19 protein-coding genes are annotated in these 24,943 nt (G+C 36.1%); 15 read left to right on the plus strand and 4 right to left on the minus strand.

Translation table 11 applies throughout. From position 1 onward, the window contains the following. Window positions 1–62 precede the first annotated feature (62 nt). The 4 genes from tilS (at window position 63) to EXIGUO8A_RS14795 (ending at window position 7,373) form a co-directional block, all read left to right on the plus strand. Window positions 63–1,373, plus strand: a complete 1,311-nt coding sequence (gene tilS, locus EXIGUO8A_RS14780; protein WP_159303732.1) for a tRNA lysidine(34) synthetase TilS — start codon at window positions 63–65, stop codon at window positions 1,371–1,373. Beyond that, entirely contained in the window at window positions 1,370–3,331 is a 1,962-nt protein-coding gene (locus tag EXIGUO8A_RS14785) for a protein-disulfide reductase DsbD family protein (RefSeq protein ID WP_159303733.1), read from the plus strand. The genes tilS and EXIGUO8A_RS14785 overlap by 4 nt, the downstream gene beginning before the upstream one ends. A 110-nt stretch (window positions 3,332–3,441) precedes the next feature. After that, window positions 3,442–5,835, plus strand: a complete 2,394-nt coding sequence (locus EXIGUO8A_RS14790; protein WP_159303734.1) for a penicillin acylase family protein — start codon at window positions 3,442–3,444, stop codon at window positions 5,833–5,835. 2 nt (window positions 5,836–5,837) lie between these two features. Next, window positions 5,838–7,373 carry a YifB family Mg chelatase-like AAA ATPase gene (locus EXIGUO8A_RS14795; RefSeq protein ID WP_159303735.1) on the plus strand — a complete coding sequence of 512 codons (1,536 nt, stop codon included), beginning with the start codon at window positions 5,838–5,840 and terminating at the stop codon, window positions 7,371–7,373. 26 nt (window positions 7,374–7,399) lie between these two features. Here EXIGUO8A_RS14795 and EXIGUO8A_RS14800 read toward each other — a convergent pair whose 3' ends face one another. After that, window positions 7,400–7,963 carry a hypothetical protein gene (locus EXIGUO8A_RS14800; RefSeq protein ID WP_116772317.1) on the minus strand — a complete coding sequence of 188 codons (564 nt, stop codon included), beginning with the start codon at window positions 7,961–7,963 and terminating at the stop codon, window positions 7,400–7,402. 11 nt (window positions 7,964–7,974) lie between these two features. After that, on the minus strand, window positions 7,975–8,421 hold the full coding sequence (locus EXIGUO8A_RS14805; RefSeq protein WP_116772318.1) for a hypothetical protein: 447 nt from the start codon (window positions 8,419–8,421) through the stop codon (window positions 7,975–7,977). Window positions 8,422–8,634: 213 nt separating this feature from the next. Between EXIGUO8A_RS14805 and EXIGUO8A_RS14810 the strand changes: the two genes are divergently transcribed. The 11 genes from EXIGUO8A_RS14810 (at window position 8,635) to EXIGUO8A_RS14860 (ending at window position 21,831) form a co-directional block, all read left to right on the plus strand. Beyond that, window positions 8,635–9,828, plus strand: coding sequence for an Nramp family divalent metal transporter (locus EXIGUO8A_RS14810; RefSeq protein ID WP_159303736.1), 1,194 nt, complete (start codon window positions 8,635–8,637; stop codon window positions 9,826–9,828). Window positions 9,829–9,831: 3 nt separating this feature from the next. Beyond that, window positions 9,832–10,572 (plus strand): 5-oxoprolinase subunit PxpA, encoded by a 741-nt coding sequence (pxpA, locus tag EXIGUO8A_RS14815; RefSeq protein WP_317164613.1) that lies wholly within the window; start codon window positions 9,832–9,834, stop codon window positions 10,570–10,572. Beyond that, entirely contained in the window at window positions 10,569–11,306 is a 738-nt protein-coding gene (gene pxpB, locus EXIGUO8A_RS14820; protein WP_159303737.1) for a 5-oxoprolinase subunit PxpB, read from the plus strand. Before pxpA ends, pxpB begins: the two co-directional genes overlap by 4 nt. Then, complete coding sequence (locus tag EXIGUO8A_RS14825; protein WP_159303738.1) at window positions 11,299–12,138, plus strand: 5-oxoprolinase subunit C family protein; 840 nt, start codon at window positions 11,299–11,301, stop codon at window positions 12,136–12,138. Before pxpB ends, EXIGUO8A_RS14825 begins: the two co-directional genes overlap by 8 nt. A 391-nt stretch (window positions 12,139–12,529) precedes the next feature. Beyond that, a complete protein-coding gene (gene ilvD, locus EXIGUO8A_RS14830; RefSeq protein ID WP_159303739.1) occupies window positions 12,530–14,206 on the plus strand; it encodes a dihydroxy-acid dehydratase in 1,677 nt (558 codons plus the stop codon). Window positions 14,207–14,299: 93 nt separating this feature from the next. Beyond that, window positions 14,300–16,033, plus strand: coding sequence for a biosynthetic-type acetolactate synthase large subunit (ilvB, locus tag EXIGUO8A_RS14835; protein WP_159303740.1), 1,734 nt, complete (start codon window positions 14,300–14,302; stop codon window positions 16,031–16,033). Between the two features lie 21 nt (window positions 16,034–16,054). Then, window positions 16,055–16,633, plus strand: a complete 579-nt coding sequence (locus EXIGUO8A_RS14840; protein ID WP_159303741.1) for an O-methyltransferase — start codon at window positions 16,055–16,057, stop codon at window positions 16,631–16,633. Between the two features lie 64 nt (window positions 16,634–16,697). Next, window positions 16,698–17,216 (plus strand): acetolactate synthase small subunit, encoded by a 519-nt coding sequence (ilvN, locus tag EXIGUO8A_RS14845; RefSeq protein WP_116772325.1) that lies wholly within the window; start codon window positions 16,698–16,700, stop codon window positions 17,214–17,216. 41 nt (window positions 17,217–17,257) lie between these two features. Next, a complete protein-coding gene (ilvC, locus tag EXIGUO8A_RS14850; RefSeq protein ID WP_159303742.1) occupies window positions 17,258–18,733 on the plus strand; it encodes a ketol-acid reductoisomerase in 1,476 nt (491 codons plus the stop codon). Window positions 18,734–18,888: 155 nt separating this feature from the next. Next, window positions 18,889–20,154 carry a threonine ammonia-lyase gene (gene ilvA, locus EXIGUO8A_RS14855; protein ID WP_159303743.1) on the plus strand — a complete coding sequence of 422 codons (1,266 nt, stop codon included), beginning with the start codon at window positions 18,889–18,891 and terminating at the stop codon, window positions 20,152–20,154. A gap of 90 nt (window positions 20,155–20,244) precedes the next feature. After that, window positions 20,245–21,831, plus strand: a complete 1,587-nt coding sequence (locus EXIGUO8A_RS14860; RefSeq protein ID WP_159303744.1) for an NADP-dependent glyceraldehyde-3-phosphate dehydrogenase — start codon at window positions 20,245–20,247, stop codon at window positions 21,829–21,831. Between the two features lie 37 nt (window positions 21,832–21,868). Here EXIGUO8A_RS14860 and EXIGUO8A_RS14865 read toward each other — a convergent pair whose 3' ends face one another. Both EXIGUO8A_RS14865 and EXIGUO8A_RS14870 read right to left on the minus strand, forming a co-directional pair. After that, the gene (locus EXIGUO8A_RS14865; protein WP_159303745.1) at window positions 21,869–22,507 is read right to left on the minus strand and encodes a tetratricopeptide repeat protein; all 639 of its coding nucleotides are present in this window, start codon (window positions 22,505–22,507) and stop codon (window positions 21,869–21,871) included. A gap of 108 nt (window positions 22,508–22,615) precedes the next feature. Continuing rightward, on the minus strand, window positions 22,616–24,769 hold the full coding sequence (locus EXIGUO8A_RS14870) for a TonB-dependent receptor (protein ID WP_159303746.1): 2,154 nt from the start codon (window positions 24,767–24,769) through the stop codon (window positions 22,616–22,618). Between the last annotated feature and the right edge of the window lie 174 nt (window positions 24,770–24,943).

Genomic DNA, 24,943 nt, shown 5'->3' on the forward strand with positions numbered 1-24,943 from the left:
TTTCAAGTTAAATAAATCTTAGTCTGCCTTAATAAATTAAGGGACTTCGTTACCTTTATGGCGTGTTAAAAGCGTTCAAAAAACATATTGAAGATTATTTTCCGGAATTGTTGAGCAATCACTTCATAATTGCATGTAGTGGTGGTTTGGATAGTACGGTTTTGGTAGAATTATGTAATCTACTTCAACTACAATTTTCAATAGCGCATTGTAATTTTCAATTACGTGGTAATGATAGTGACGGTGATGAGGCTTTTGTTCTTGATTTAGGCAAAAGCAAAAATAAGAAGGTATATGTTACGCATTTTGATACTTTGGGCTATGTAAACGTGCAGAAGGTTTCCGTACAGATGGCGGCTCGTGAGCTTCGTTATGCTTGGTTTGAACAGCTTTTGTCGCAAGATGAAAGTACATATGTACTAACAGCTCACCATGCCAATGACAACCTTGAAACTTTCTTAATTAACTTATCTAGAGGTACCGGTATTGATGGATTAACGGGTATACCTGCAAAAATCAATTATTTAAGAAGGCCTTTATTGCCATTTACCCGAGATGAGCTAGAAACTTTTGCCAAAAGCGAAAAAATAAATTGGCGTGAAGATGGCAGTAATGCAGATACAAAGTATTTACGAAACAAGATTCGTTTAGAGATTACCCCTAAACTATCAGAACTTCATCCTACATTTTCTGATAATTTTAAAAATACACTCCAATATTTAAATCAGACAGAAACTATTGCCACTACATATCTTAAAAAAATAACGGAAGATTTTTTTGTGAATAAGGATGGTAAACTGGTAATAGAAATTAGTAAGCTTAAAGGTTTACAGCCACTACCTACATATTTGTATGCGCTATTCAATCCATACGGTTTTAAGGAAATCGATAATTTAGAAGCTTTATTGAACGGTTTATCAGGTAAGCAGCTAGAATCTAACACGCATATTTTGGTTAAGAATCGTGATGTATTAATACTATCATCGAAAAGTGATGCTAAAACCATGGTCGATGAGTTTGTAATACCTGTGGATGAAGTACCTTTGAATCTTCCGGTAAATTTAAAATTTTCAGTAGTGCCCGAGCGTTATAATAATTCAAAGACCGAAATTTTTGTTCAGAAAAACGCTTTAAATTATCCGTTGACGTTAAGAAAATGGAAAATAGGCGACTATTTCTATCCGATAGGATTAAACCGTAGAAAAAAATTGTCGAAGTTTTTTAAAGATGAGAAAGTTGATGTCTTATCTAAAGAAGAAACTTGGTTGTTATGCTCTAACGAGCAAATTGTTTGGGTTGTAGGTATGCGAGCAGACCACCGCTTTAGGGTTGTAGATACTACCCAAGAGATATTAAAAATAGAAATTACATGATTAGATTTTTAGCGTTGCTACTTTTTATAGTTGTATTACCATTGAACACTTTTGCGCAAACAGAAGACGAACCTGTAGTATGGGAACAACAGATCAATAAAATTTCTGAAACGGAATATGAGTTGGTCATGAAAGCAAAAATACTTGATGGCTGGCACATGTATTCTCAGTTTACTTCAGAATTTGGTTCATTACCTAGTGAATTCACTTATAATGGCAATGGAGCCATATACGAGTTGATTGGTGGTACTTTAGAAAGTGAAACAATAAAAGAGTACAGTGAAATTTTTGAAGTAGAGGAAACGTATTTCAAAGATGATGCAATTTTTACACAACGTATTAAAATTCTAGATCCAGAAATTAATCAGATAGATGTTGACTTGTTTTTTCAGGTGTGTAAAGAGGTATGCATTCCTATGGACAAGAAGTTCATATTCACCTTAGATGGGTCGGAAGCTGAAATAATTAATACAGTAGATGATAGAAGTTTGGCTTTAGGTCAAAAGTTACGATTAGACCTTAAGAATAGAGAACTGCTAACGCAGGGTCAAGATACCATTGCTACAGGCACTAATATCTGGGTTATTTTCGGGCTTGGGTTTCTTGGGGGATTAATTGCATTATTGACTCCGTGTGTATTTCCAATGATTCCGTTAACCGTTTCATTTTTTACCAAACATTCCCAAAAGAAATCCAAAGGAATCATTAATGCGTTACTTTATGGATTTTTTATTGTCCTCATTTATTTCCTATTGAGCTTACCATTTCACTTGTTCGACTCGGTAGATTCGCAAATTCTAAATTCTATTGCAACCAATGTATGGTTAAATTTATTGTTTTTTTTAATATTCATATTTTTTGCCTTTTCCTTTTTTGGATATTATGAATTGACTTTGCCAAGTTCTTGGGCTAATAAAATGGATGCGGCATCTTCTAAGGTAGGCGGTGTGTTAGGTATCTTTTTTATGGCGGTGACCTTGGCTATTGTTTCGTTCTCGTGTACAGGGCCTATTTTGGGTGGCTTGCTGGGCGGTACAACTTTAGCGGAAGGCGAAGTTGCTTCTAACCTTACGGCGGGTATGACAGGTTTTGGGGCGGCGCTGGCATTGCCCTTTGCTCTATTTGCCTTGTTTCCTGCATGGTTGAATTCATTACCGAAATCGGGTGGATGGATGACAACGGTGAAAGTGGTACTTGGTTTCTTGGAAATAGGACTTGCCCTTAAGTTCTTATCGAATGCCGATTTGGTTGGGCATTGGGGAATTCTAAAACGTGAAATATTCTTGGGTATCTGGATCTTATTAGGTATTGCGATGACACTTTACCTATTTGGAGTGTACAAATTTCCACACGATAGTCCTGTTAAAAAATTATCACTAGGCAGAAAGGTTACAGCATTTATTAGTGCTGCATTTACGCTTTATATGGTATTGGGAGTCACTAAAGTAACCAACTTAAAACTCTTAAGCGGTTTTCCACCGCCAGAATTTTATAGCATTTTTGAACAAGAAAGCGATTGCCCTTTAGGTATTGATTGTTTTAAAGATTTTGATGAAGGTTTGGCACATGCCAAAAAAGTTGATAAACCTATTCTTTTAGATTTCACGGGTTGGGCTTGTGTAAACTGCAGAAAAATGGAAGAGAATGTTTGGAGCGATTCAGAGGTTTTTCCGATTATAAAAGATAATTACGTACTTATTTCATTGTATACCGATGATAGGGAGGAACTACCGGAATCTGAGCAGTTCAATTATCAGTTTGAAAGTGGTCGCATAAAGGAAATTAATAATATAGCACAGAAATGGGGAACCTTTCAAGATGTAAATTTCGGTTCTATTTCACAGCCTTTTTATGTGTTGCTTTCCCCAGATTTGGAAGTACTGAATACCTCTATTCAAAATTCAGATATACCTACCTATAAAAACTGGTTGTTAGAAGGATTAAGAAATAATGAATAGTATATTGGTTTTGTAAGATGTTGACTACTTATCAATAAAAAGCAGAGTTTCGAGACGTTTAATGTGAAAAATAGTTTTAACTTGGTGGAAATTGTCCCCCGAATTAAACTATGAGAACATTAAAAAAACTAGGAGTAATCCTGCTGGTAATCGTTACCCTACTGATAATTGTTATCGGAATATTTGTTTATACCTTAAAACCAGATTATTCCGGTGAAAAAGAGCTTGCGAACCTGCAAGAAGAAGTTAGTGTCTATTACGACAACTACGGAATTCCACATATTTACGGGGAAAATGAACAAGATGCCTATAGAGCTTTAGGTTATGTTCATGCCCAAGATCGTCTTTGGCAAATGGAACTGCTAAGAAGAATAGCCCGTGGTGGATTATCAGAAGTTTTTGGTGAAGATCTTATTGGCACCGACAAGTTTTTTTTATCACTAGGTATAGCAGATGCATCAAAAGTAACGGTATCTAAAATTAACGAAAATGATGAAGGTGTTGTTTTGGCAAAAGCATATTTGGATGGTATCAATCAATTTATAGATGAAGGACCGACACCTGTTGAATTTTACCTAACAGGAATAGATAAAGAAGAGTTTGTTCTAGAAGATATCTATAACACTATAGGTTATATGGCTTTTAGTTTTGCTATGGCACATAAAACAGACCCCTTGTTAACTACTATAAAAACTGAATTAGGTTCTGAATATTTGAATGACTTGCATGTTGGTTCATCTATTGATACCGAATGGATAGAGAACTATAATCCAACTCCATCGGATACCATTCAAAATAACCTTACGGCTGCAGTGAACAAAGCTTTGGGTGCGCTTGATATTCCTTTGTTCGAGGGTAGTAATAGCTGGGTTATTGCACCCGAAAAAACAAAGAACGGAAAGGTGATTTTCGCTAATGATCCTCATATTGGTTTTTCTCAACCTTCAGTATGGTTCGAAGCCCATTTAGAAACACCGACCTATTCAAAATATGGATATCATATTGCTGGTATACCATTTCCCTTATTGGGGCATAATAGAAAATTAGCATACGGACTCACCATGTTCGAAAATGATGATGTTGATTTTTACTATGAACAGAATAATCCAGATGATGAAAATCAATATTTGTCTGAAAATGGTTATGTGGATTATGAAATTGTACATAAAACAATTCAGGTTAAAGACGCGGAGGAAGTTCAATTTACCTACAAGAAATCTGTTCATGGTCCTGTTTTAAACGGAATTGCCGACCAAGTACAAGGAGATAGACCAATAGCCATGTCATGGGTCTATACACAAATGGAAAATAAGGTGATAGATGCGCTATATGGTTTAAGTCATGCAAATAATATGGTGGAGTTTAAAAAATCACTTCCAAATATTCACGCTCCAGGACTAAATATTATGTATGGGGATGATGAAGGAAATGTTGCATGGTTTGCCACTGCTCAGCTATATAAGATTCCAGATACCGTAAATACCAAGTTGATTTTTGAGGTAGGCAAGGGGCTACCACTTGATAAAGAATTATTAGGGTTTAATGAGAATCCTCAAGCGATAAATCCGACAAGTAATTTTGTGTATTCAGCAAATAATCAGCCAGATTCTATAGCGGGTATATTGTATCCGGGGTATTATTTACCTGAAAATAGAGGAAAAAGAATAGTTAGTTTACTAGAGCCAAAAAACGATTGGGATCTATCTTCGGCAAGTGAAATGATCACTGATGTTATATCTTCTGTAGAGCCCGATATTATTTCCAATTTAGCGAAACATTTAGATGTCTCATTATTAAGTGAAAATGGTCTAAAAGCTATTGATAGCTTGAATATGTGGACAGGGGACTACAACCTTGCTTCTATTGAGGCTACAGTTTACAATAGATGGATTTATTATTTGATGCAAAATACTTTTGAAGATGAGTTGGATGATGAACTTTTCAATCAATTTTTAAGTACTCACTTCATGAAAAGACTTATTGCACCGTTGTCAAAAGATGAAAATTCTGTTTGGTGGGATAATGTAAAAACCACCAACGCAGCTGAAAACATGGAGGATATTGTCAACCAGTCTTTTATGGAAGCGATTGCTTCGTTAGAAAAAGATTTTGGTAAGAATGTAGATCATTGGCGATGGGAGCGAGTACATTCAATTGAGCATGGTCACCCAATTGGTCAAATAGCAGCTTTACGTTCTTTTTTTAACGTAGGTCCTTTTCCAATACATGGGTCTAGGGAAGTAATAAACAATTTGGCTTTTGCATATGATGATACAGGTTTCTATAGAACAACATCAGGACCTTCTACAAGAAGAATCATAGATTTTTCTGATGTAGAAAACAGTATAAGTATTCTGCCTACCGGGCAATCTGGCAATCCGTTCAGTGAACATTACAGAGATCAAGCAGAAATGTATGTAAATGGAGAGTTTAGAAAAATGATGATGAACAAGGCTGAAATTCAAAAGAGTAAAGAAATCCTTACTTTTAGGCCAAAGGATTAAAAATGCTTACAAAAGTTTATGGGAGTGCCGTATTTGGCGTAGAGGCCACTACGATTACTGTTGAAGTCAATATCGATAAGGGTATTGGGTATCATTTGGTAGGTTTGCCAGACAACGCAATTAAAGAAAGTAATTATAGAATAGCAGCGGCGCTTCAAAATAATGGATATAAAATTCCAGGTAAAAAGATTACCATAAACATGGCACCCGCTGACCTCAGAAAAGAAGGTTCAGCTTATGACCTTACCCTGGCATTAGGTATTTTGGCGGCTTCTAGTCAAATTAAATCAGAAAATATTGAGAAGTATATCATTATGGGCGAATTGTCCTTAGATGGTAGTCTTCAACCTATAAAGGGGGCGTTACCCATTGCCATTAAGGCACAAGAAGAGGGTTTTACAGGGTTTATTTTACCGACGGCCAATGCTAAAGAAGCAGCTATTGTGGGCGATTTAAAAGTATATGGCGTAGATAACATTAAGCAGGTGCTAGAATTCTTTGATCAAGGGGTTCCTTTAGAGCAAACTATTATTGATACACGAGAAGAGTTTTATAAAAGTTTAGACTTTCCAGAGTTTGATTTCTCGGATGTTAAAGGGCAGGAAAGTATTAAGCGTTGTATGGAGATTGCCGCCGCTGGAGGTCATAATATTATTTTGATAGGACCACCGGGTGCAGGTAAAACCATGTTGGCAAAGAGATTGCCATCTATTCTACCGCCTATGACTTTGCATGAAGCTTTAGAAACCACTAAGATTCATAGTGTTGTAGGTAAAATCAAGAATATGGGACTCATGAGTCAGCGACCGTTTAGAAGTCCACATCACACAATTTCAGACGTCGCACTTGTAGGTGGCGGAGCGTACCCACAACCAGGGGAAATTTCCCTTTCTCATAACGGAGTGTTGTTTTTAGATGAATTACCGGAATTTAAACGGGGTGTCTTAGAGGTAATGCGCCAGCCTTTAGAAGATAGGGAGGTAACTATTTCTCGTGCACGTTTTACGGTAACCTATCCAAGTAGCTTTATGTTGGTGGCCAGTATGAACCCTAGTCCGGGTGGTTATTTTAATGATCCAGATGCACCTGTGACTTCTTCCCCGGCAGAAATGCAGCGGTATTTAAGTAAAATATCGGGTCCGTTGTTAGATCGAATAGATATTCATATTGAGGTAACTCCTGTACCGTTCGAAAAACTATCCGAAGAAAGAAAAGGGGAGAGTAGTGTAGATATACGTAAGCGCGTTACTGTGGCACGTGAAATTCAGACCAAGCGTTTTCAAGAATTGGAAAATGTACATTATAATGCTCAAATGAATACTAAGCAAATTCGTGAATATTGTAAGCTTGATGATAAATCTAAGGCATTGTTGAAAAATGCAATGGAAAGATTAAACCTTTCTGCTAGGGCTTACGATAGAATTCTCAAAGTAGCTAGAACTATAGCTGATTTAGCCGGTGAGCAGGCATTGAACGGAAATCATATTTCAGAGGCCATTCAATACCGTTCACTCGACAGAGAGGGTTGGTTAGGGTAAAATTTTAGACAATGAGACTGTTTTCATTACGAATACAATTCTTCATTATTTATATCGTCTTCGTTCTTTTTAGGAGCCGTAAAAATATCTCTTAGTATGTAACCGGTAACTATGGTAAGACCTAAGGTAAGCGTGGGTATAGAGTAATCCCAACTTAGTAAATGCATTAGTCCGCCACAGATAAGTGTAATTACACCAATGACCATTACAAAATTCCAAATGATTTCTGTAATACTGTTGCTAGAGTTACCTTCTCTTGACATAAAATACGACGTGCCTTCCATTGCAAACCATGCAATGAATGTAAATGCCGTTCCAATTTGAAAAAATAGGGTATGGGTAAAATCTAAAATCGTTAAAAGTCCATTGGTAGTCCAAAAAAGTACTAATGCCATTTTAATTAGATCAACGGTCTTTTTTTCTTCTTTTTTCATGAAACGTAATGCGTACAGTACCAGTATTGCGGCAAACGAAATGAAAATTATCCCTTTTGAAAAAGGCCAGTGAAGAATACGCATTACCATACCGATTAACAGAGCGGCTATGGCCGCCCTAATCGGATTTTTGTATGCTTTTTTAGAATTATCCATAGTCCATAATTTTAATTGATTACTTTAATGTTGGCTTTTAGACCTTCCATAATTCCTATAATGTTGTTTACGGTTTCGTTTAAATAATAGCGTACAACTATATGGGGAATTCTAATGGTAGTAAATCCATTTTTAAAGGAGTGCATTGCTTCTTCTAAATTGTTGATAGCTTCATGTTCTGTAAGCTTATCATATTCAGAATCAATTTCAATATTCAATTTTACACGCGAGATGGCTATATCTATAGATTTTTTACCGTCCCACCATTCTAGCATAGAACTTACACCTGCTTCTTTTAAGGCATAATAAAGCTGTATGGCTTCTAAAGGTGTATTATGTTTATTGATCAATTGTTTAATGCGTTCATGATGCTTAGCGCAAAGTTCTACGCCTGCACTCTCCATTGCATTTTTATGATCTAAATATCCAAGTTCTTTGTTACATTCTAAACAAATCATTAATAGGTTAAGTTTAAGGTTTGGGGATAGCTATAACCCAGTTATTTTTGGATTATTATGTTAAATCGATGAATGACGTTCAAGTTTTAGATGAACTGCAATTTTTTAGATTAACGGTATTTTAAAATGTTAAAATTGTGGTGAAAATGAATTTATGGATGGTGTGGAAAGTCGATTTAACCAATTATATTTACAAGAATGTAAAATTAATCGATGTTTAAGAAATTAGGTCCCGGAGTTCTTGTAGCTGCAGCGTTTATTGGTCCTGGTACAGTTACGGCATGTACCTTGGTCGGAGTAGATTTTGGTTTTAATCTGCTGTGGGCTATGCTGTTATCAATAATTGCCACTTTTATATTGCAAGAAATGTCTGCACGTTTGGGTATTGTAACACAAAAGGGTTTGGCAGATGTTATAAAACAAGAACTGCATAACCCTATAATTAGAAATAGTGTTATTGCTTTAATATTTTCGGCTATTATCATCGGTAATGCTTCTTATGAGGCGGGTAATATTGGAGGTGCAGTTTTGGGTATGGAGGCCTTATTCGGTATCAATTACAGTAGCTTGTACCCTTTTGTGCTTGGAGGTGTGGCTTTTGTTCTGTTGTTTTTAGGAAGTTATAAAGCTTTGGAAAAGGTATTTATATTTCTGGTACTGATCATGAGTTTGTCTTTTGTAATGACGGCTATATTGACCAAGCCAAATATGTGGGAGTTGATTAAAGGGCTGTTTTTACCTACTGTTCCTGAAAATGGTATTCTTTCCATTATTGCACTGGTTGGTACTACTGTGGTGCCCTACAATCTCTTTTTGCACGCAGCGTTGGTAAGTGAGAAATGGAAATCTAAGGACGATTTAAAATTGGCAAAAAGAGATACGTTGATTTCCATTATGCTTGGTGGTATGGTATCTATAAGTATTATAATTTCTGCAGCAGCTATTAACTCTTTAGAGGTAAATAATGTTATGGATATGGCGAAGGCCCTAGAGCCATTGTATGGATCAGCTGCGCTGTACTTTTTAGGCATCGGGATGTTTGCCGCAGGTATCACTTCTTCAATAACGGCACCTTTGGCCGCTGCTTACGTAGCTAACAGTTGCTTTGGTTGGAATGCTGGTTTAAAGGATACAAAGTTCAGAATGATTTGGATGATTATTTTATTTCTCGGAGTTTTCTTTTTGTCCTTTGGTATAAAACCTATTGAAATTATAAAATTTGCCCAAATAACCAACGGATTGCTGTTGCCCATTATCGCTGTATTTTTACTTTGGGTTGTCAATAGGATAGGAGTGATGGGCAAGTATAAGAATACTACAATGCAGAATGTATTTGGAGTACTGATTATTCTACTTTCTGTTTTGTTGGGAGCTAAAAGTATATTAACGGTATTAGGGTTATTGTAAATAATGATGAGAACTATCGATATTAATTGTGATGTTGGGGAAGGTGTTGGAAATGAAAAAGAGTTGTTTCCAATGATAAGTTCTTGCAATATTGCTTGTGGCGGGCATGCGGGTTCTAAAGAGACTATTCGATGGTGTTTAGAGTTGGCAAAGGAATTTAATGTAAAAGTAGGTGCACACCCTTCATATCCAGATAAGGAAAATTTTGGACGTGTAAGTATGTCTATCTCTGATGCTGATCTTATTAAAAGTATACAAGCTCAAATGCAGTTATTTGAATCGGTACGTAGTAAATTGAATACGCCACTGCATCATATTAAACCCCACGGCGCTTTATACAATGATATTGCTAAAAATGAACAATTGTCCCAAGCATTTTTGAAATCAATTGAAGCATTTAAAGATGAGGTTTATTTATATGTACCTTTTAATAGTGTAGTTGAAAAAGTGGCCAAGAAAAATGGTTATAAAGTATTGATTGAAGCTTTTGCGGATCGTAATTATAATAACGATTTAAACTTGGTATCTAGAAAAGAGGATAATGCCATAATTTCAAATGAAGAAGAAGTTCTCAAACATGTTTTGAGAATGGCTAAGGATAACGTGGTAAAAACGATTAAAAATGAAGATATAGCAATGAATGCAGATACCTATTGTATTCATGGCGATACACCGTCTGCATTGCAAATTTTAATGTATATTACAGAGCATTTGCCAGAATATAATCTACAAGTAAAACCGTGAATTCCCCTAAAATTAATATCAAACCATTTGGAGTACATTCTGTGTTAATAGAATGGCCTAATGAGGTTAGTGAGCACATCCTGGAAAAAATACTTCATTTTGAAACGTTTTTAAGTAAAGAAGTACTTACTGAACATGATTGGGAGCTGGTACCTTCCTATAATTCCCTACTTGTAATAAACAGGACGGAAGAAATCGATTTTGCGAAAATATCTGCTGATATTCATAGTTGGTATGGACAGTTGAAGGAAACAGCAAAACCAGATAGGTACTTATGGAGATTGCCGGTAACTTACGATTTAGAATTTGGTTTGGATCTTGAAGACGTAGCCAGCCAACTAAACAAATCAATTGAAGAAGTAATTGCCTTACATACAGGTGCGACCTATACGGTTTACGGAATTGGGTTTTTGCCTGGTTTTATGTATTTGGGCGGTATAAACAAAGAGTTGGAACTGCCTCGTAGAGCTAACCCGAGACCTAAAGTGTCAAAAGGAGCTGTAGGTATTGCAGGTAAGCAAGCGGGCATTTATCCCCAAGAATCTCCTGGAGGATGGAATATTATCGGAAATTGTGCTGTACCTATTTTTGATGCATCTAAAGATAACCCTTGTTTTGTAAGTGTTGGAGATAAAATTGAATTTTATAAGATATCTAAAGCAGAACACGACCTTCGTTTAATTGAAGCTGAAGTGGGCATATATAAACCTGAAAAAATTAAGATAGATGCTTAAAGTTCTAAAAGCAGGTTTTTATACCACCGTTCAAGATTCTGGTAGATTTTATTATAGAAATAAGGGTGTACCAGTCTCTGGGGTAATGGACGAAATGTCTGTTTTTAAAGTGAATTCTTTACTGGAGAATAAAGTGACGGATGCAGTATTGGAAATTACCATGACGGGACCAACATTGGTTTTCGAAGAAGAAACATATATGGTACTTGGCGGAGCTGAAATGTCTGCAACCTTAAATAATTCACCCATTCAAAATTATAAGGTTTACCTTATAGAGGTGGGTGATGTGCTTTCTTTTGGTCGCTTGGAAAAAGGCTTCAGGTCTTATTTGGCCGTTAAAGGAGGATTTAAGACCAAAGAGCTATTGGGCAGTAGATCATTTTATAAACCCATAACCAAATTCAATAGGTTAGTTGATAATGATGTGGTGCCATTTTCTCCACAGAAAGAGTTTCAACCTAAGATTTCAGAAATTAAGGTAGCATCTTTTTTAGATAGGTCTGTGCTAGAGGTAAGCAAAGGTCCGGAGTTTGATCTGTTGAACGATCGACAACTTGAAGAGATTTTTTCAAAAACTTTTACGGTTGCTCATGAAAATAACAGAATGGCATATCAAATTACCGAAACCATAACATCACACTCAATTTCTATGCTAACGTCTGCAACAATTCCTGGAACGGTTCAACTCACACCCGCCGGAAAATTGATTGTTTTAATGAAAGACGGTCAAACTACTGGTGGCTATCTAAGAGCGGTTCAATTGACAGATAAGGCAATCTGTATTTTAGCACAAAAGAAAGGCGGAGACCCAATAAGTTTTAAATTGGTGTAATTTGATACTTTTTATGTCGATTTTGTTAAGGGGTTAATTATGACCTATTTTTTCACTACTATTGTAATATGAAATTATCAAACCTAAATATTGAAGTAGTCATTGTCATTCCTAACCGGAATTGATATAGCTTTTCATTGTATGGAAAAACCTGTATCAGATTTATTTGATGCAGGTTTTTTTTGTGGTTTACGATGAATATGGAACAGTTTTAAAGTATTGAATATGATATATAATGATTGTTTAAATACTTGATTTTTAATTGTTTAAGTAGTTTTTTGTTAAAATGAATTTGTATTGACCATTATTGTTAAAAACTGAAATTTTTATAAACTTTTATCTTTGGTTTAACGGTATTAGAAAATCAAGATAAGCATACGAGATTTATATTATGGAATTAAATAAATACAGTAAAAATGTTACTCAAGACCCAACACAACCAGCAGCGCAAGCAATGCTATATGCAATTGGTTTTAAAGATGAGGATTTTAATAAGCCATTAGTTGGTATTGCAAGTACAGGTTATGAAGGTAACCCTTGCAATATGCACTTAAATGATTTGGCAAAGTTGGTTAAAGAGGGGGTTAACTCTAAAGAAACTGTAGGTTTAATTTTTAATACTATTGGTGTTAGTGATGGTATTTCTATGGGTACACCAGGAATGCGTTTTTCATTACCATCAAGGGATATTATTGCAGATTCTATGGAAACTGTAGTTCAAGGAATGTCTTATGATGCATTAGTGACAGTTGTAGGATGCGATAAAAACATGCCAGGTGCATTAATGGCAATGTTACGTTTAAACCGTCCTGCTATTTTAGTATATGGAGGAACTATAGCATCTGGTTGTCATGAGGATAGAAAGTTAGATATTGTTTCTGCGTTCGAGGCATGGGGAGAGAAAGTAGCTGGTACTATGGACGATAAAAATTATAAATCCATCATTAAAAAGTCTATACCTGGGGCTGGTGCCTGTGGAGGTATGTATACCGCAAATACTATGGCTTCTGCAATAGAAGCGCTAGGAATGTCTATGCCATATAATTCTTCTAACCCTGCAATCAGCAACAATAAAGAAGAAGAGTGTATTTCAGCAGGAAAGCAAATGCGTATTCTTATAGAAAAAGATATTAAACCTCTGGATATTGTTACGCGCAAATCTTTAGAGAATGCTATTCGTCTGGTAACCATTATGGGAGGTTCTACAAATGCAGTACTGCATTTCTTGGCTATCGCAAGAGCGGCAGATATAGATTTTACCCTAAAAGATTTTCAGCATATAAGTGATACTACCCCATTCATTGCAGATTTAAAACCTAGTGGTAAATATTTAATGGAAGATGTTCATAGAATAGGTGGTATACCAGCTGTTTTAAAATATTTGTTGAAAAATGGTCTTTTACATGGAGATTGTTTAACTGTAACAGGAAAGACTTTAGCGGAGAATTTAGAAAGTGTTCCAGATTTGGAAGAAGGTCAAGATGTTATTATGCCTTTAGATAAGCCAATTAAGGCAACTGGGCATCTAAGAATGTTATACGGCAATTTGGCCGAAAATGGCTCTGTAGCAAAAATTACAGGAAAAGAAGGTTTGTTGTTTAAAGGAACAGCAAAAGTATTCAATAGTGAGTATGATGCTAATGATGCTATACGAGGTGGTAAGGTAGAAAAAGGAAATGTAGTCGTCATAAGATATGAAGGTCCTAAAGGAGGTCCTGGTATGCCAGAAATGCTAAAACCTACTGCTGCTATTATGGGTGCAGGTTTAGGTAAAGATGTGGCATTGATTACAGATGGTCGTTTTTCAGGAGGTACACATGGCTTTGTAGTAGGGCATATTTCGCCAGAAGCACAAGAAGGTGGCACCATTGCTTTAGTTAAAGATGGAGATACAATTGTAATAGACGCAGAAACAAATTCAATTAATGTAGAAGTGTCCGATGAGGAATTAGCGAAACGTAAAGAAGCTTGGGTAGAGCCAGCTTTAAAGTTTAAAAAAGGAGTATTATATAAATATGCTCGTTCCGTCTCTTCTGCTGCGCAAGGTTGTGTAACCGATGAGTTTTAAATAACACCGGCTAGATTTTAATTAACGCTAGTAGGATTTTAATATCAGGTAATTGTAGCTCTTATATGCAATGCTTGAATTTGATTATTAATTATGGAAACAGTAAAAGAGAAAAAAATAGGTACGGATTCCAAGAAAACTATAAAGATTTCTGGAGCAGAAGCAATAATTCATTGTTTGTTGGCAGAAGGTGTCGAAACAATGTACGGCTACCCTGGTGGGGCTATTATGCCCGTCTACGATGAGTTATATAAGTTTCAAGATAAATTAACGCATATTCTTACCAGACATGAACAGGGTGCTACGCACGCTGCTCAAGGGTATGCACGTGTTTCCGGTAAAGTGGGTGTTGCAATAGCAACTTCAGGTCCTGGAGCAACTAACTTAGTTACAGGTCTTGCCGATGCTCAAATAGATTCTACACCTATGGTGTGTATCACTGGTCAGGTAACAAGACAGTTGTTGGGTACAGATGCTTTTCAAGAAACCGATATTATTGGTATTTCTACTCCTGTAACCAAATGGAATTATCAAATTACCGAAGCTTCTGAAATTCCGGAAGTAATGGCAAAAGCCTTTTATATTGCAAAATCAGGTAGACCGGGTCCGGTATTGGTTGATATTACCAAAAATGCACAAATAGAAGCCTTCGATTTTTCTTATGAGAAATGTACTGCCGTAAGAAGTTATAAACCAGTGTCAAAACCGAATTCCGATGCTATACAGGCTGCTGCCGATTTAATCAATAGCGCCAAAAAGCCTTTTATAGTTTGGGGACAAGGGGTAATTCTTGGTAGGGCGGAAGCCGAATTGAAAGAGTTGGTGGAAAAAACGGGTATTCCTGCTGCATGGACTATTATGGGTGCATCTGCATTAGATACTTCTCACCCTTTAAATGTGGGTATGGTAGGTATGCACGGTAACTACGGCCCTAACGTACTTACAAATGAATGTGATCTGTTGATTGCCATAGGTATGCGTTTTGATGATCGTGTTACCGGTAGGTTAGAAGATTATGCCACACAAGCTAAGGTGATTCACTTTGAAATTGACCCGGCCGAAATCAATAAAAATGTACATGCCGATGTTGCGGTTTTAGGTAATTCTAAAGAAACTTTAGGTTTGATTTTACCATTGTTGAAATCTAATAAGCATGAAGCATGGCATGATATCTTCAAAGAAAAGTATAAGATCGAATTTGATACCATTATAAAAAATGACATTCACCCAACCAAAGTAGGCTTAACTATGGGCGAGGTGATTGAAGAAATTAATTTGGCTTCCAATAACAAAGCGGTTATCGTTTCAGATGTTGGACAACATCAAATGATCGCTTGTAGATATGCTAAGTTTTCAGAATCTAAAAGTAATATCACTTCTGGAGGATTAGGTACTATGGGCTTTGCGCTTCCTGCAGCTATCGGTGCCAAAATGGGCGCTATGGATAGGGAAGTTGTAGCGATCATTGGTGATGGTGGATATCAAATGACCATTCAAGAGCTTGGTGTGATATTTCAGCATAACATACCTGTTAAGATTGTGGTATTGAACAATGAGCACTTGGGCATGGTTCGTCAATGGCAAGAGTTGTTCTTTGAGAAAAGATATGCATCTACCGTAATGGTGAATCCAGATTTTGTAAAAATTGCTGAAGGATATAGTATAGAGGCAAAACGTATTTCTGAGCGTAAGGATCTAAAATCTACCATTCAAAAAATGATGGCTTCAGATAAACCTTATTTCTTAGAGGTAAAAGTGGAACAAGAAGATAATGTGTTCCCTATGATACCTTCTGGTGCTTCGGTCTCTGAAATTAGATTGAAGTAAGAAATGCATTAAGGCAATCTCATGAACGATACCAACATACAGGATATTCCAAAAATTCATAATGAAATAACTCGTAAATCTGAGGAAATCGGATTTTCGATGCCGTCAGATTTGTATGTAGGTAGTTTCCTTAAAACCTTAATTGCTTCTAAACCAAACGGACATTTTTTAGAAATAGGTACCGGCATTGGTCTTAGTCTGTCTTGGATGGTTGAGGGTATGGATGCTGATTCTAAATTGATATCAGTAGATAACAATGAAGAGCTAACCACTATCGCAAATAATTATTTTGGAAAAGATGATAGGGTTGAACTTATTTGTAAAGATGGTACCGAATGGATAAAGGAATATTCTGGTGAGCAATTCGATTTAATTTTTGCAGATGCATGGCCGGGAAAGTATAGTGAGATCGATGAGGTTTTAAATTTAGTTAAGGTTGGCGGATTTTACATTATAGATGATATGACAAAACAGCCTAATTGGCCAGAAGGTCATGAGGATAATGTAATTGCACTTACCGAATATTTGGAACAACGCAAAGATTTACAACTGACAAAAATGAACTGGTCTACCGGTTTAATTATGGCAGTAAAGAAGTAGTATAGATTAATAATAATGATACCATAAAATCCTTTTAGCAAAAAGGAATAGGTAATTGAAGCTTATGGAAAATAAATGGTTTACAATTTCGGTATATTCAGAAAATAATGTAGGATTACTGAATAGAATATCGGGTATATTTTTAAAAAGACATATCAATATAGAGAGTTTAAACGTCTCTAAATCAGAAATTGACGATGTTTCTAAATTTACGATCGTAGCACATACCACAGAGAAGTGGGTGCATAATATTGTCGGTCAGATCGAAAAGCAAATAGAGGTGATCAAAGCATTTTACCATACCGATGATGAAACTATTTATCAAGAATCTGCTTTGTTCAAAATAGCATCGGGATTGTTGTTCGATGAACGTCAAATTCAAAATATTATAAAAGATAACAATGCACAGATTGTCACGGTTTCTAGAGATTTCTTCGTTATCGCCAAAAGCGGAAGAAGAAATGAGATTGATGACATGCACGATGAATTAAAACCTTATGGTATTATGCAGTTTGTGCGTTCCGGTAGAATTTCGGTTACGAAAGATGTAATGGATATTTCTGCAATACTTAAAGAATTTTAATAAACGAGAATCATATAAATAATTAATAAAGTAAAAACAAAATGGCCAATTATTTTAATACGCTATCATTAAGAGATCAATTAACGCAACTTGGAAAATGCCGCTTCATGGATTCGTCTGAGTTCGCTGATGGTGTAAATGCTTTAAAAGGCAAAAAAATTGTTATCGTAGGTTGTGGTGCACAAGGTCTTAACCAAGGTCTGAACATGAGAGATTCTGGTTTAGATATTGCCTATACACTTCGTGATGCTGCTATAAAGGAAAAAAGACAATCTTTTATCAATGCAACCGAAAATGGTTTTACGGTAGGTACATATGAAGAATTGATTCCTTCTGCCGATGTTGTTATCAACCTTACTCCAGACAAGCAACATACTGCTGTAGTTGGTGCGGTAATGCCATTAATGAAAAAGGGGGCTACTCTTTCATACTCCCATGGTTTCAATATTGTTGAAGAGGGCACACAGGTACGTGAAGATCTTACGGTAATCATGGTGGCTCCAAAAAGTCCAGGTTCAGAAGTTAGAGAAGAATATAAAAGAGGATTTGGTGTACCAACATTGATCGCGGTTCACCCAGAAAATGATCCAGAAGGTAAAGGTTTGGCACAGGCAAAAGCTTATGCAGCTGGTACAGGTGGGCATAGAGCTGGTGTTTTGGAATCTTCATTTGTTGCTGAGGTAAAATCAGATTTAATGGGTGAGCAGACCATTCTTTGTGGTTTGTTACAAACGGGTTCTATTCTATGTTTTGATAAAATGATTGAGAAAGGAATAGATGCCGGTTATGCTTCAAAACTAATTCAGTACGGATGGGAAACCATTACCGAGGGTATGAAGTACGGCGGTATTACTCATATGATGGACCGTCTTTCAAATCCTGCTAAAATTAAGGCTTTTGAACTTTCAGAAGAATTAAAGGATATCATGCGTCCGTTGTTTCAAAAGCATATGGATGATATTATGACCGGTCATTTCTCTAAAACGATGATGGAAGATTGGGCAAATGATGACAAAAATCTTTTGACATGGAGAGCTGCTACTGGCGAAACTGCCTTTGAAAAGACTCCTGCAGGTGATCAAGAAATTACAGAGCAAGAGTTTTATGATAACGGAGTGCTTATGGTAGCCATGGTTAGAGCTGGTGTAGAATTGGCTTTTGAAGCAATGACAGAATCAGGAATTATAGCCGAGTCTGCCTACTACGAATCTTTACACGAAACTCCGTTAATTGCGAACACAATTGCTCGTAAGAAATTGTTTGAAATGAACCGTGTAATCTCAGATACGGCTGAATATGGTTGTTATTTATTTGATCATGCATGTAAGCCTTTATTGACTGATTTCATGAAGGATATAGATACAGACGTTATCGGTAAAAATTTCTCTGCAGATATAGATAACGATGTGGACAACGCTCAGTTGATAGCAGTGAACAAGGCATTACGTGAACATCCGGTAGAAATAGTTGGTGCGCGTTTACGTGAGTCAATGACAGCAATGAAGCCTATAATATAAGGTTTTAAAGATTAAGTAAACTTACTGATTGTCCGGTTGGGTATGTTCAAAGCTGCAAGCTGAATTTCTGTTGCAGATTTCACTGAACATTACTTAAGCGGGCAATTTATGTTTTATACATTTATGAATAATGTACCACTAGCAAAGAAAATGATATGAGAGGTAACAAACCGGCATACTTTCCTGTTTTAGATGATGTTTTACAAGCAGCACAGACTATTTCGGAAATTTCTGAAGAAACTCCATTAACAGATAGTATTAGATTATCAAAACAATTTGATTGTCAAATTCGCTTAAAAAGAGAAGATTTACAACGGGTAAGATCATATAAAATTCGGGGAGCATTTAATAAGATTAATTCTTTGACCAATGAAGAAAGAAATAAAGGGGTTATTTGTGCCAGTGCTGGTAACCATGCCCAAGGCGTTGCTTTTGCTTGTTGTCATTTAAAAATAAAGGGTACAATTTATATGCCATCTGTAACACCAAAACAAAAAGTAGAGCAAACTAAGCTTTTTGGTGGCGAATGGGTAGATGTAGTTTTACAGGGCGATACATTTGATGATTCATCACAAGCAGCTAAAATTTACGGTGATAAAACGGGTAAAATATTTGTGCACCCTTTTGATGACCCTAAAATTATTGAAGGTCAGGCTACGGTTGGTCTTGAGCTTATTGAGCAGGCAAAAAAGCCAATTGATTATCTTTTTGTTTGTATAGGTGGAGGCGGATTGGCATCTGGACTAATAAGTGTATTTAGTCAACTATCGCCGAGTACTAAAATTATTGGGGTTGAACCTAAAGGAGCGCCCTCTATGAAAACGGCCATGGATTCGGGTAAAGTGGTGGCTTTAGAGAAAATCGATAAATTCATTGATGGTGCTGCTGTAAAGCAGGTGGGCAGTTTAACTTATCCTATTTGTAATTATTATTTGGATAACATGATTACTGTTGATGAAGGAAAAGTGTGCCAAACCATTCTAGATCTCTATAATAGAGATGCTATTGTGGTGGAACCTGCAGGGGCATTATCCATAGCGGTCTTAGATGAGTACAAAGATGAAATAGTTGGTAAGAACGTGGTCTGTATAATAGGTGGCAGCAATAACGATATCACAAGAACGGCCGAAATAAAAGAGAGAGCCTTATTGTATGGTAAGTTAAAGCACTACTTTATTATCAGGTTCCCTCAAAGGCCAGGTGCATTAAAGGAGTTTGTTGTAGATATTTTAGGACCTACGGATGATATTACCCATTTTGAATATTCCAAAAAGTCGAGCAGGGAAAATGCTCCAGCTGTAGTTGGAATAGAATTGAAGCATCCAGATGATTTAAAACCATTGATAGAACGTATGAAAAATAACAATTTCTATGGTGATTATATAAATGATAAACCAGACTTGTTTGAGTATTTGGTTTAAACTACTTTTAATATGTTAGACTTCGTAGCTAACGATTTATAATGCGACCCATATTACATGTATCAACGATTGTACTAAAAAGGTAAACAAATGAGCGATATTAAAATTCCAGAAGAATTTCAAATAACATCCACTATAGACCAAAAACATTATTTGGTCAACGGAGAATTAAAAGAATGGAAAGGAGACACAACACCAGTGTTTTCTACTATTTCTTCAACCAAAGAATATAAGCCAACATTGTTGGGTAGTATTCCCGACTTGCAAGAGGCGGAAGCTCTTGAAGCATTGAACGGTGCTTTAAAAGCCTATGACAAAGGGCAGGGCGTATGGCCAACAATGCATGTAAAGGACCGCATTGAATGTATGGAGGTTTTTGTTTCTAAAATGAAGACCAAAAGAGAAGAAGTCGTTAAATTATTAATGTGGGAAATTGGTAAATCGCTACCAGATTCTCAAAAAGAATTTGATAGAACCGTTGAGTATATTGAAGATACTATTGAAGATTATAAGCAATTAGATAGAGATGCAGCTAAATTCACCAAACATGATGGTGTATATGCGCATATTAAAAGAGGACCATTAGGGGTCGTGCTTTGTTTGGGGCCTTATAACTATCCATTGAACGAAACTTTTGCATTGTTGATCCCTGCAATTATAATGGGTAATACAACCATTTTCAAGCCTGCAAAACATGGAGTTCTTTTGATTACACCGCTCTTAGAGGCATTTCAAACCAGTTTTCCTAAAGGTGTGGTCAATGTACTTTTTGGTAGAGGTAGAACGGTAGCTGCACCAATTATGCAAACAGGTAAAGTTGATGTTTTGGCTTTAATTGGTAATAGTAAATCTGCCAATGCCTTACAAGATCAACACCCAAAAAGTAATAGATTACGATTGGTGCTAGGTTTAGAAGCGAAAAACCCTGCTATAATTTTACCTGATGCAGATTTAGACTTAACCATAAGTGAATGCTTAGCGGGTACTTTATCTTTCAACGGGCAGCGTTGTACTGCATTAAAAGTGGTTTATGTTCATGAAGATATTAGGGCAGATTTCAACAAACAATTCGCAAAAAAAGTAGACGAGTTAAAGTTCGGAAACCCGTGGGATGATGGTGTAAAACTTACTCCTTTACCAGAACCGGATAAAGCGGCGTACATACAAGGATTAATAGATGATGCACTTGCAAAAGGAGCTAAAATTATCAATAAAAAGGGAGGTCAGCATTTTGATAATTACATTTGGCCAGCAGTTCTTTATCCTGTAACAAAAGACATGCGTGTATATCAAGAAGAGCAATTTGGACCAATTATTCCTATCGTTCCTTTCACAGATATTGAAGAGCCTTTAGATGATATGGCCGAAAGTAATTATGGGCAGCAAGTAAGTTTGTTCGGTAAAGATGTATATGCACTTTCTCCATTAATTGATACCTTGGTAAACCTGGTGTGCCGTGTTAATTTAAACAGTTCATGCCAAAGAGGACCAGATGTTTATCCGTTTACAGGAAGAAAAGATTCTGCACAGGCTACCTTAAGTGTGCATGATGCTTTACGTTCATTCTCTATCAGGACTTTTGTTGCCTTTAAGGATAACGAGCTAAATACCGATATTGTTGAAAATCTACTAGAAGCAAAGCTCTCCAATTTTGTGAGTACAGATTATATATTATAACTGATTATTGAGATAAATAATTAAAAACCTCCCCTAATTAATTAGGGGAGGTTTCGTTTTTACAATTAGAACTGATTGCCTGTGCTCTTTCTAATCCTGAATATGGATAATAAGGTATGGTTTGTTCTTCTTCATTGAATAAGGCTATGGCACGATCTATATCCTTACAAAATGGAGCGGTAGATTTACCAAAGAATTTTGCGGCACCCATATCCCATTCCGTCTTGCTTAAAAGCACCCTTGGATTGTTGGGAGCTATGCTTAATGCTTTTTGATAGATGGCAGCATTCTCACCAGATAAGGTCATTCCGTATTTTGCGCCGTCAAAAGCTATATAGGCTGTATTCAGTAATGCGTATGAAATCATTATTTCCGGATTGTTTTCCGAGATTTCAGAAGCTTTGTCCAAGAATGTTTTTGCTCTGGTAAGTTTCGTGTTTAATAATGCTTCATCTTGTAGCCCAAAACTACTTACTATTTCAATTAAACCAGCATAATAAGCCGGTAACCAATTATCGGTTTCTGCAGCCGATATTCTTTCAAAAAGTTGAGCAGCTTCGGTATTCTTTTGTTGGTCCCATAAGGCAAAAGCTTGGTTCATGCCTTTTTCGTACGAAGTTTGAGCAGAAATGTTTAGGGTGAAAATAAACGTGGCAATTAGTAATAAGTTTCTCATGATGTATTTATTTGATGTTATTTATTGTTGTTCAAATATCTTTTTAAATAGTAGTTTCTAATAAAATAGATGACCCAGTTGTTGTTATTTGATCTTGAATTGTAAGATTTACAAATTGTCCAATTGATTGTCATTTTTGTTTTTGCTAATAGTCCAAAAGAAGCCAATGAAAAAGAAGCGATCTGCAGCAGGTGTAATGGTTCTTCTATCAAAAATGCCTTCGGTATTTGGTTGGTCGGCATATTGATAGCCATTTACATTTTTAGAACCTAAGACGTTACTAACGGATAGATACAATATCTTTTGCGGACTTATTAAATACGCATAATTAAGATTTAGTGAATTAAAGCTTTTGGCTTGCTCCGTTAAAAAACCTCCTTTGTTAGGGTCGGTGTAATTACGACCGGAAGCATAATTATAACTAAACCCGATCTGGCTCTTCCAGTTTTCTACCCATCGTTTTACCACTAATGATGCATTGTGTTTACTGGCAAAGTTTGGTGTAGCGGTGGTAGGGTAATTTTGGTAGTTTCTTTCGGTGTCCAGATAGGAATAAGACATCCAGTATTCTGTATTTTTTATTGTTTTATTATCCCTCCAAAAAACATCGAGTCCCTTTGCAAAACCATTACCGGTATTGTCATAAGTCGACGTGGGTAAAGTGAAATCGGTATTGTACTTCACCAAACTACCATAGTCTTTGTAATAAGCCTCGGCCCTAAATATTTGTTTGTTTTTTACATATTGATAGTTGGCTATATAATGGGTAGTCTTTTCTGCAGTAAAATCAGTGTTGAATTTTAAATATTCATTCTTAGGATTTTGAAAAAACTCACCATACGCTAGTGAAAACTGAGAGTTTGAGCCAGATTTATAAGCTAACGACAATCTTGGCGATAGATTGAATTCTTCTAGCAATTGCGAGTATTCACCTCGTAATCCGATTTTGGTAGCGAAGTTTTTAGAGAAGAAAATATCGGTCTCTGCAAAACTGCTGAAAATATTATTATCAAAACCATAGGTGTTCTCAAAATTAGCGTCTGTATAGTTTTCTTTAAAGTTGGTAATGAAGTATTCGGCGCCAAAATTTAATTTGTACCTACTTGAAAAATATTTTTTCAAAGCAATTTTTAAATGGGCAGAATTTTCAACGTCTTCGATCTCACTAGTATTAATCTTAATATTTGATCTGTCGTTTGCAAAACTAATGCCTGTTTGTATACTCCAATCCCTTTCTAAAAAATCTTGATATGAAGTATTAATGTATAGGTTCTTATTGTTTAAACCGAAGCGCACACCATTAACTTCATTAATATCTTCTTGTGTTAGGTCAAAGTCCACCGAACTATATGCTCCATAAACTTTTAAAAGTCCGTCGTTATTGAATTTATATCTATACACCGCTTCACCACCAAATGATTCTACGGGTTTATGCCATTCATTATTATCAGGATACAGTTTTTGATACGGTGTTAAGTTTATGTAGTTGGCATTTACGCTTAAAGAACTTTTATCCCAAATCTGGGTATTTCCAAGTCCAAGACCAACGCTCATAATTGATATGTCGGTTTTTTCCTCTTGTGGTTCATTAACGCTATTCAATAATAAAACACTGGATAATGCTTGACCGTATTCTGCCGAGTATCCTCCCGTAGAAAAGGTTATTCCCTTAAATAAAAAAGGAGATAACCTCCCCCTTGTGGGTATATTATTTGCAGATGGGGAGTAGGGTGTAAATACACGCATGCCATCTACGAAGATTTGTGTTTCATCTGCATCACCACCTCTAACGAATAATCTACCATCTTCCGCAACATTTGAAGTTCCCGGTAATGTTTGTAATGCGCCTACAAAGTCTCCAAGGGCGCCAGCAGTGGTTACAATATCCAATGGTTTTAATGCGGTAACTTTGGCATTATCACCAGCATTGAATGTTCCCGCATTTACGGTAACGGCATCTAAGGTGTTGATATCATCTTTTAGTTTAATGGTGATGTTCTTAAAGTTGATGACATCGGCTGATTTTGAATACGTCTCAAATGAAATTGATGATGCTATTAAGGTTTGTATGCCTTTAGCATCCGTTTCAAAAGTGAAATTTCCCTCGTCACTGGTTGCGGTACCATCATATGTACCTTGTAAATAAACATTTGCTCCGATAACCGGTAGACCTTGTTGGTCAATTATCTTACCTGAAATAGTTGATTGAGCAAATGTGGAGAGATAGAAAAGTGTAAGCAAAGCAATTAATAGCGTCTTCATTGTTGATTTTGTTTTGATTGATGCCACAAATATGTGTTGTTGATTTTGGTTGGAATAAATTGGTTTTCTCAATTGTAGATTTTCTCTACTGAATTGGTAGAATTCACTATTAAGGGAAATTTAAGAAGGTTAATTTTTCACAGAAATCTGGTAATTAATTTGAGTTGTTAACGA

It is taken from the genome of Maribacter litoralis (assembly GCF_902506355.1).
GTDB lineage: Bacteria > Bacteroidota > Bacteroidia > Flavobacteriales > Flavobacteriaceae > Maribacter > Maribacter litoralis.

Bases quoted from the DNA above. Each gene is read 5' to 3' on its own strand.
- pxpA (WP_317164613.1), top strand. From the start codon at position 9,832: ATGATGAGAACTATCGATATTAATTGTGATGTTGGGGAAGGTGTTGGA.
- EXIGUO8A_RS14810 (WP_159303736.1), top strand. From the start codon at position 8,635: ATGTTTAAGAAATTAGGTCCCGGAGTTCTTGTAGCTGCAGCGTTTATT.
- EXIGUO8A_RS14865 (WP_159303745.1), bottom strand. From the start codon at position 22,507: ATGAGAAACTTATTACTAATTGCCACGTTTATTTTCACCCTAAACATT.
- ilvC (WP_159303742.1), top strand. From the start codon at position 17,258: ATGGCCAATTATTTTAATACGCTATCATTAAGAGATCAATTAACGCAA.
- EXIGUO8A_RS14870 (WP_159303746.1), bottom strand. From the start codon at position 24,769: ATGAAGACGCTATTAATTGCTTTGCTTACACTTTTCTATCTCTCCACA.
- EXIGUO8A_RS14840 (WP_159303741.1), top strand. From the start codon at position 16,055: ATGAACGATACCAACATACAGGATATTCCAAAAATTCATAATGAAATA.
- ilvN (WP_116772325.1), top strand. From the start codon at position 16,698: ATGGAAAATAAATGGTTTACAATTTCGGTATATTCAGAAAATAATGTA.
- EXIGUO8A_RS14785 (WP_159303733.1), top strand. From the start codon at position 1,370: ATGATTAGATTTTTAGCGTTGCTACTTTTTATAGTTGTATTACCATTG.
- EXIGUO8A_RS14805 (WP_116772318.1), bottom strand. From the start codon at position 8,421: ATGATTTGTTTAGAATGTAACAAAGAACTTGGATATTTAGATCATAAA.
- ilvA (WP_159303743.1), top strand. From the start codon at position 18,889: ATGAGAGGTAACAAACCGGCATACTTTCCTGTTTTAGATGATGTTTTA.
- EXIGUO8A_RS14790 (WP_159303734.1), top strand. From the start codon at position 3,442: ATGAGAACATTAAAAAAACTAGGAGTAATCCTGCTGGTAATCGTTACC.
- EXIGUO8A_RS14795 (WP_159303735.1), top strand. From the start codon at position 5,838: ATGCTTACAAAAGTTTATGGGAGTGCCGTATTTGGCGTAGAGGCCACT.
- ilvB (WP_159303740.1), top strand. From the start codon at position 14,300: ATGGAAACAGTAAAAGAGAAAAAAATAGGTACGGATTCCAAGAAAACT.
- EXIGUO8A_RS14825 (WP_159303738.1), top strand. From the start codon at position 11,299: ATGCTTAAAGTTCTAAAAGCAGGTTTTTATACCACCGTTCAAGATTCT.
- EXIGUO8A_RS14860 (WP_159303744.1), top strand. From the start codon at position 20,245: ATGAGCGATATTAAAATTCCAGAAGAATTTCAAATAACATCCACTATA.
- ilvD (WP_159303739.1), top strand. From the start codon at position 12,530: ATGGAATTAAATAAATACAGTAAAAATGTTACTCAAGACCCAACACAA.
- EXIGUO8A_RS14800 (WP_116772317.1), bottom strand. From the start codon at position 7,963: ATGGATAATTCTAAAAAAGCATACAAAAATCCGATTAGGGCGGCCATA.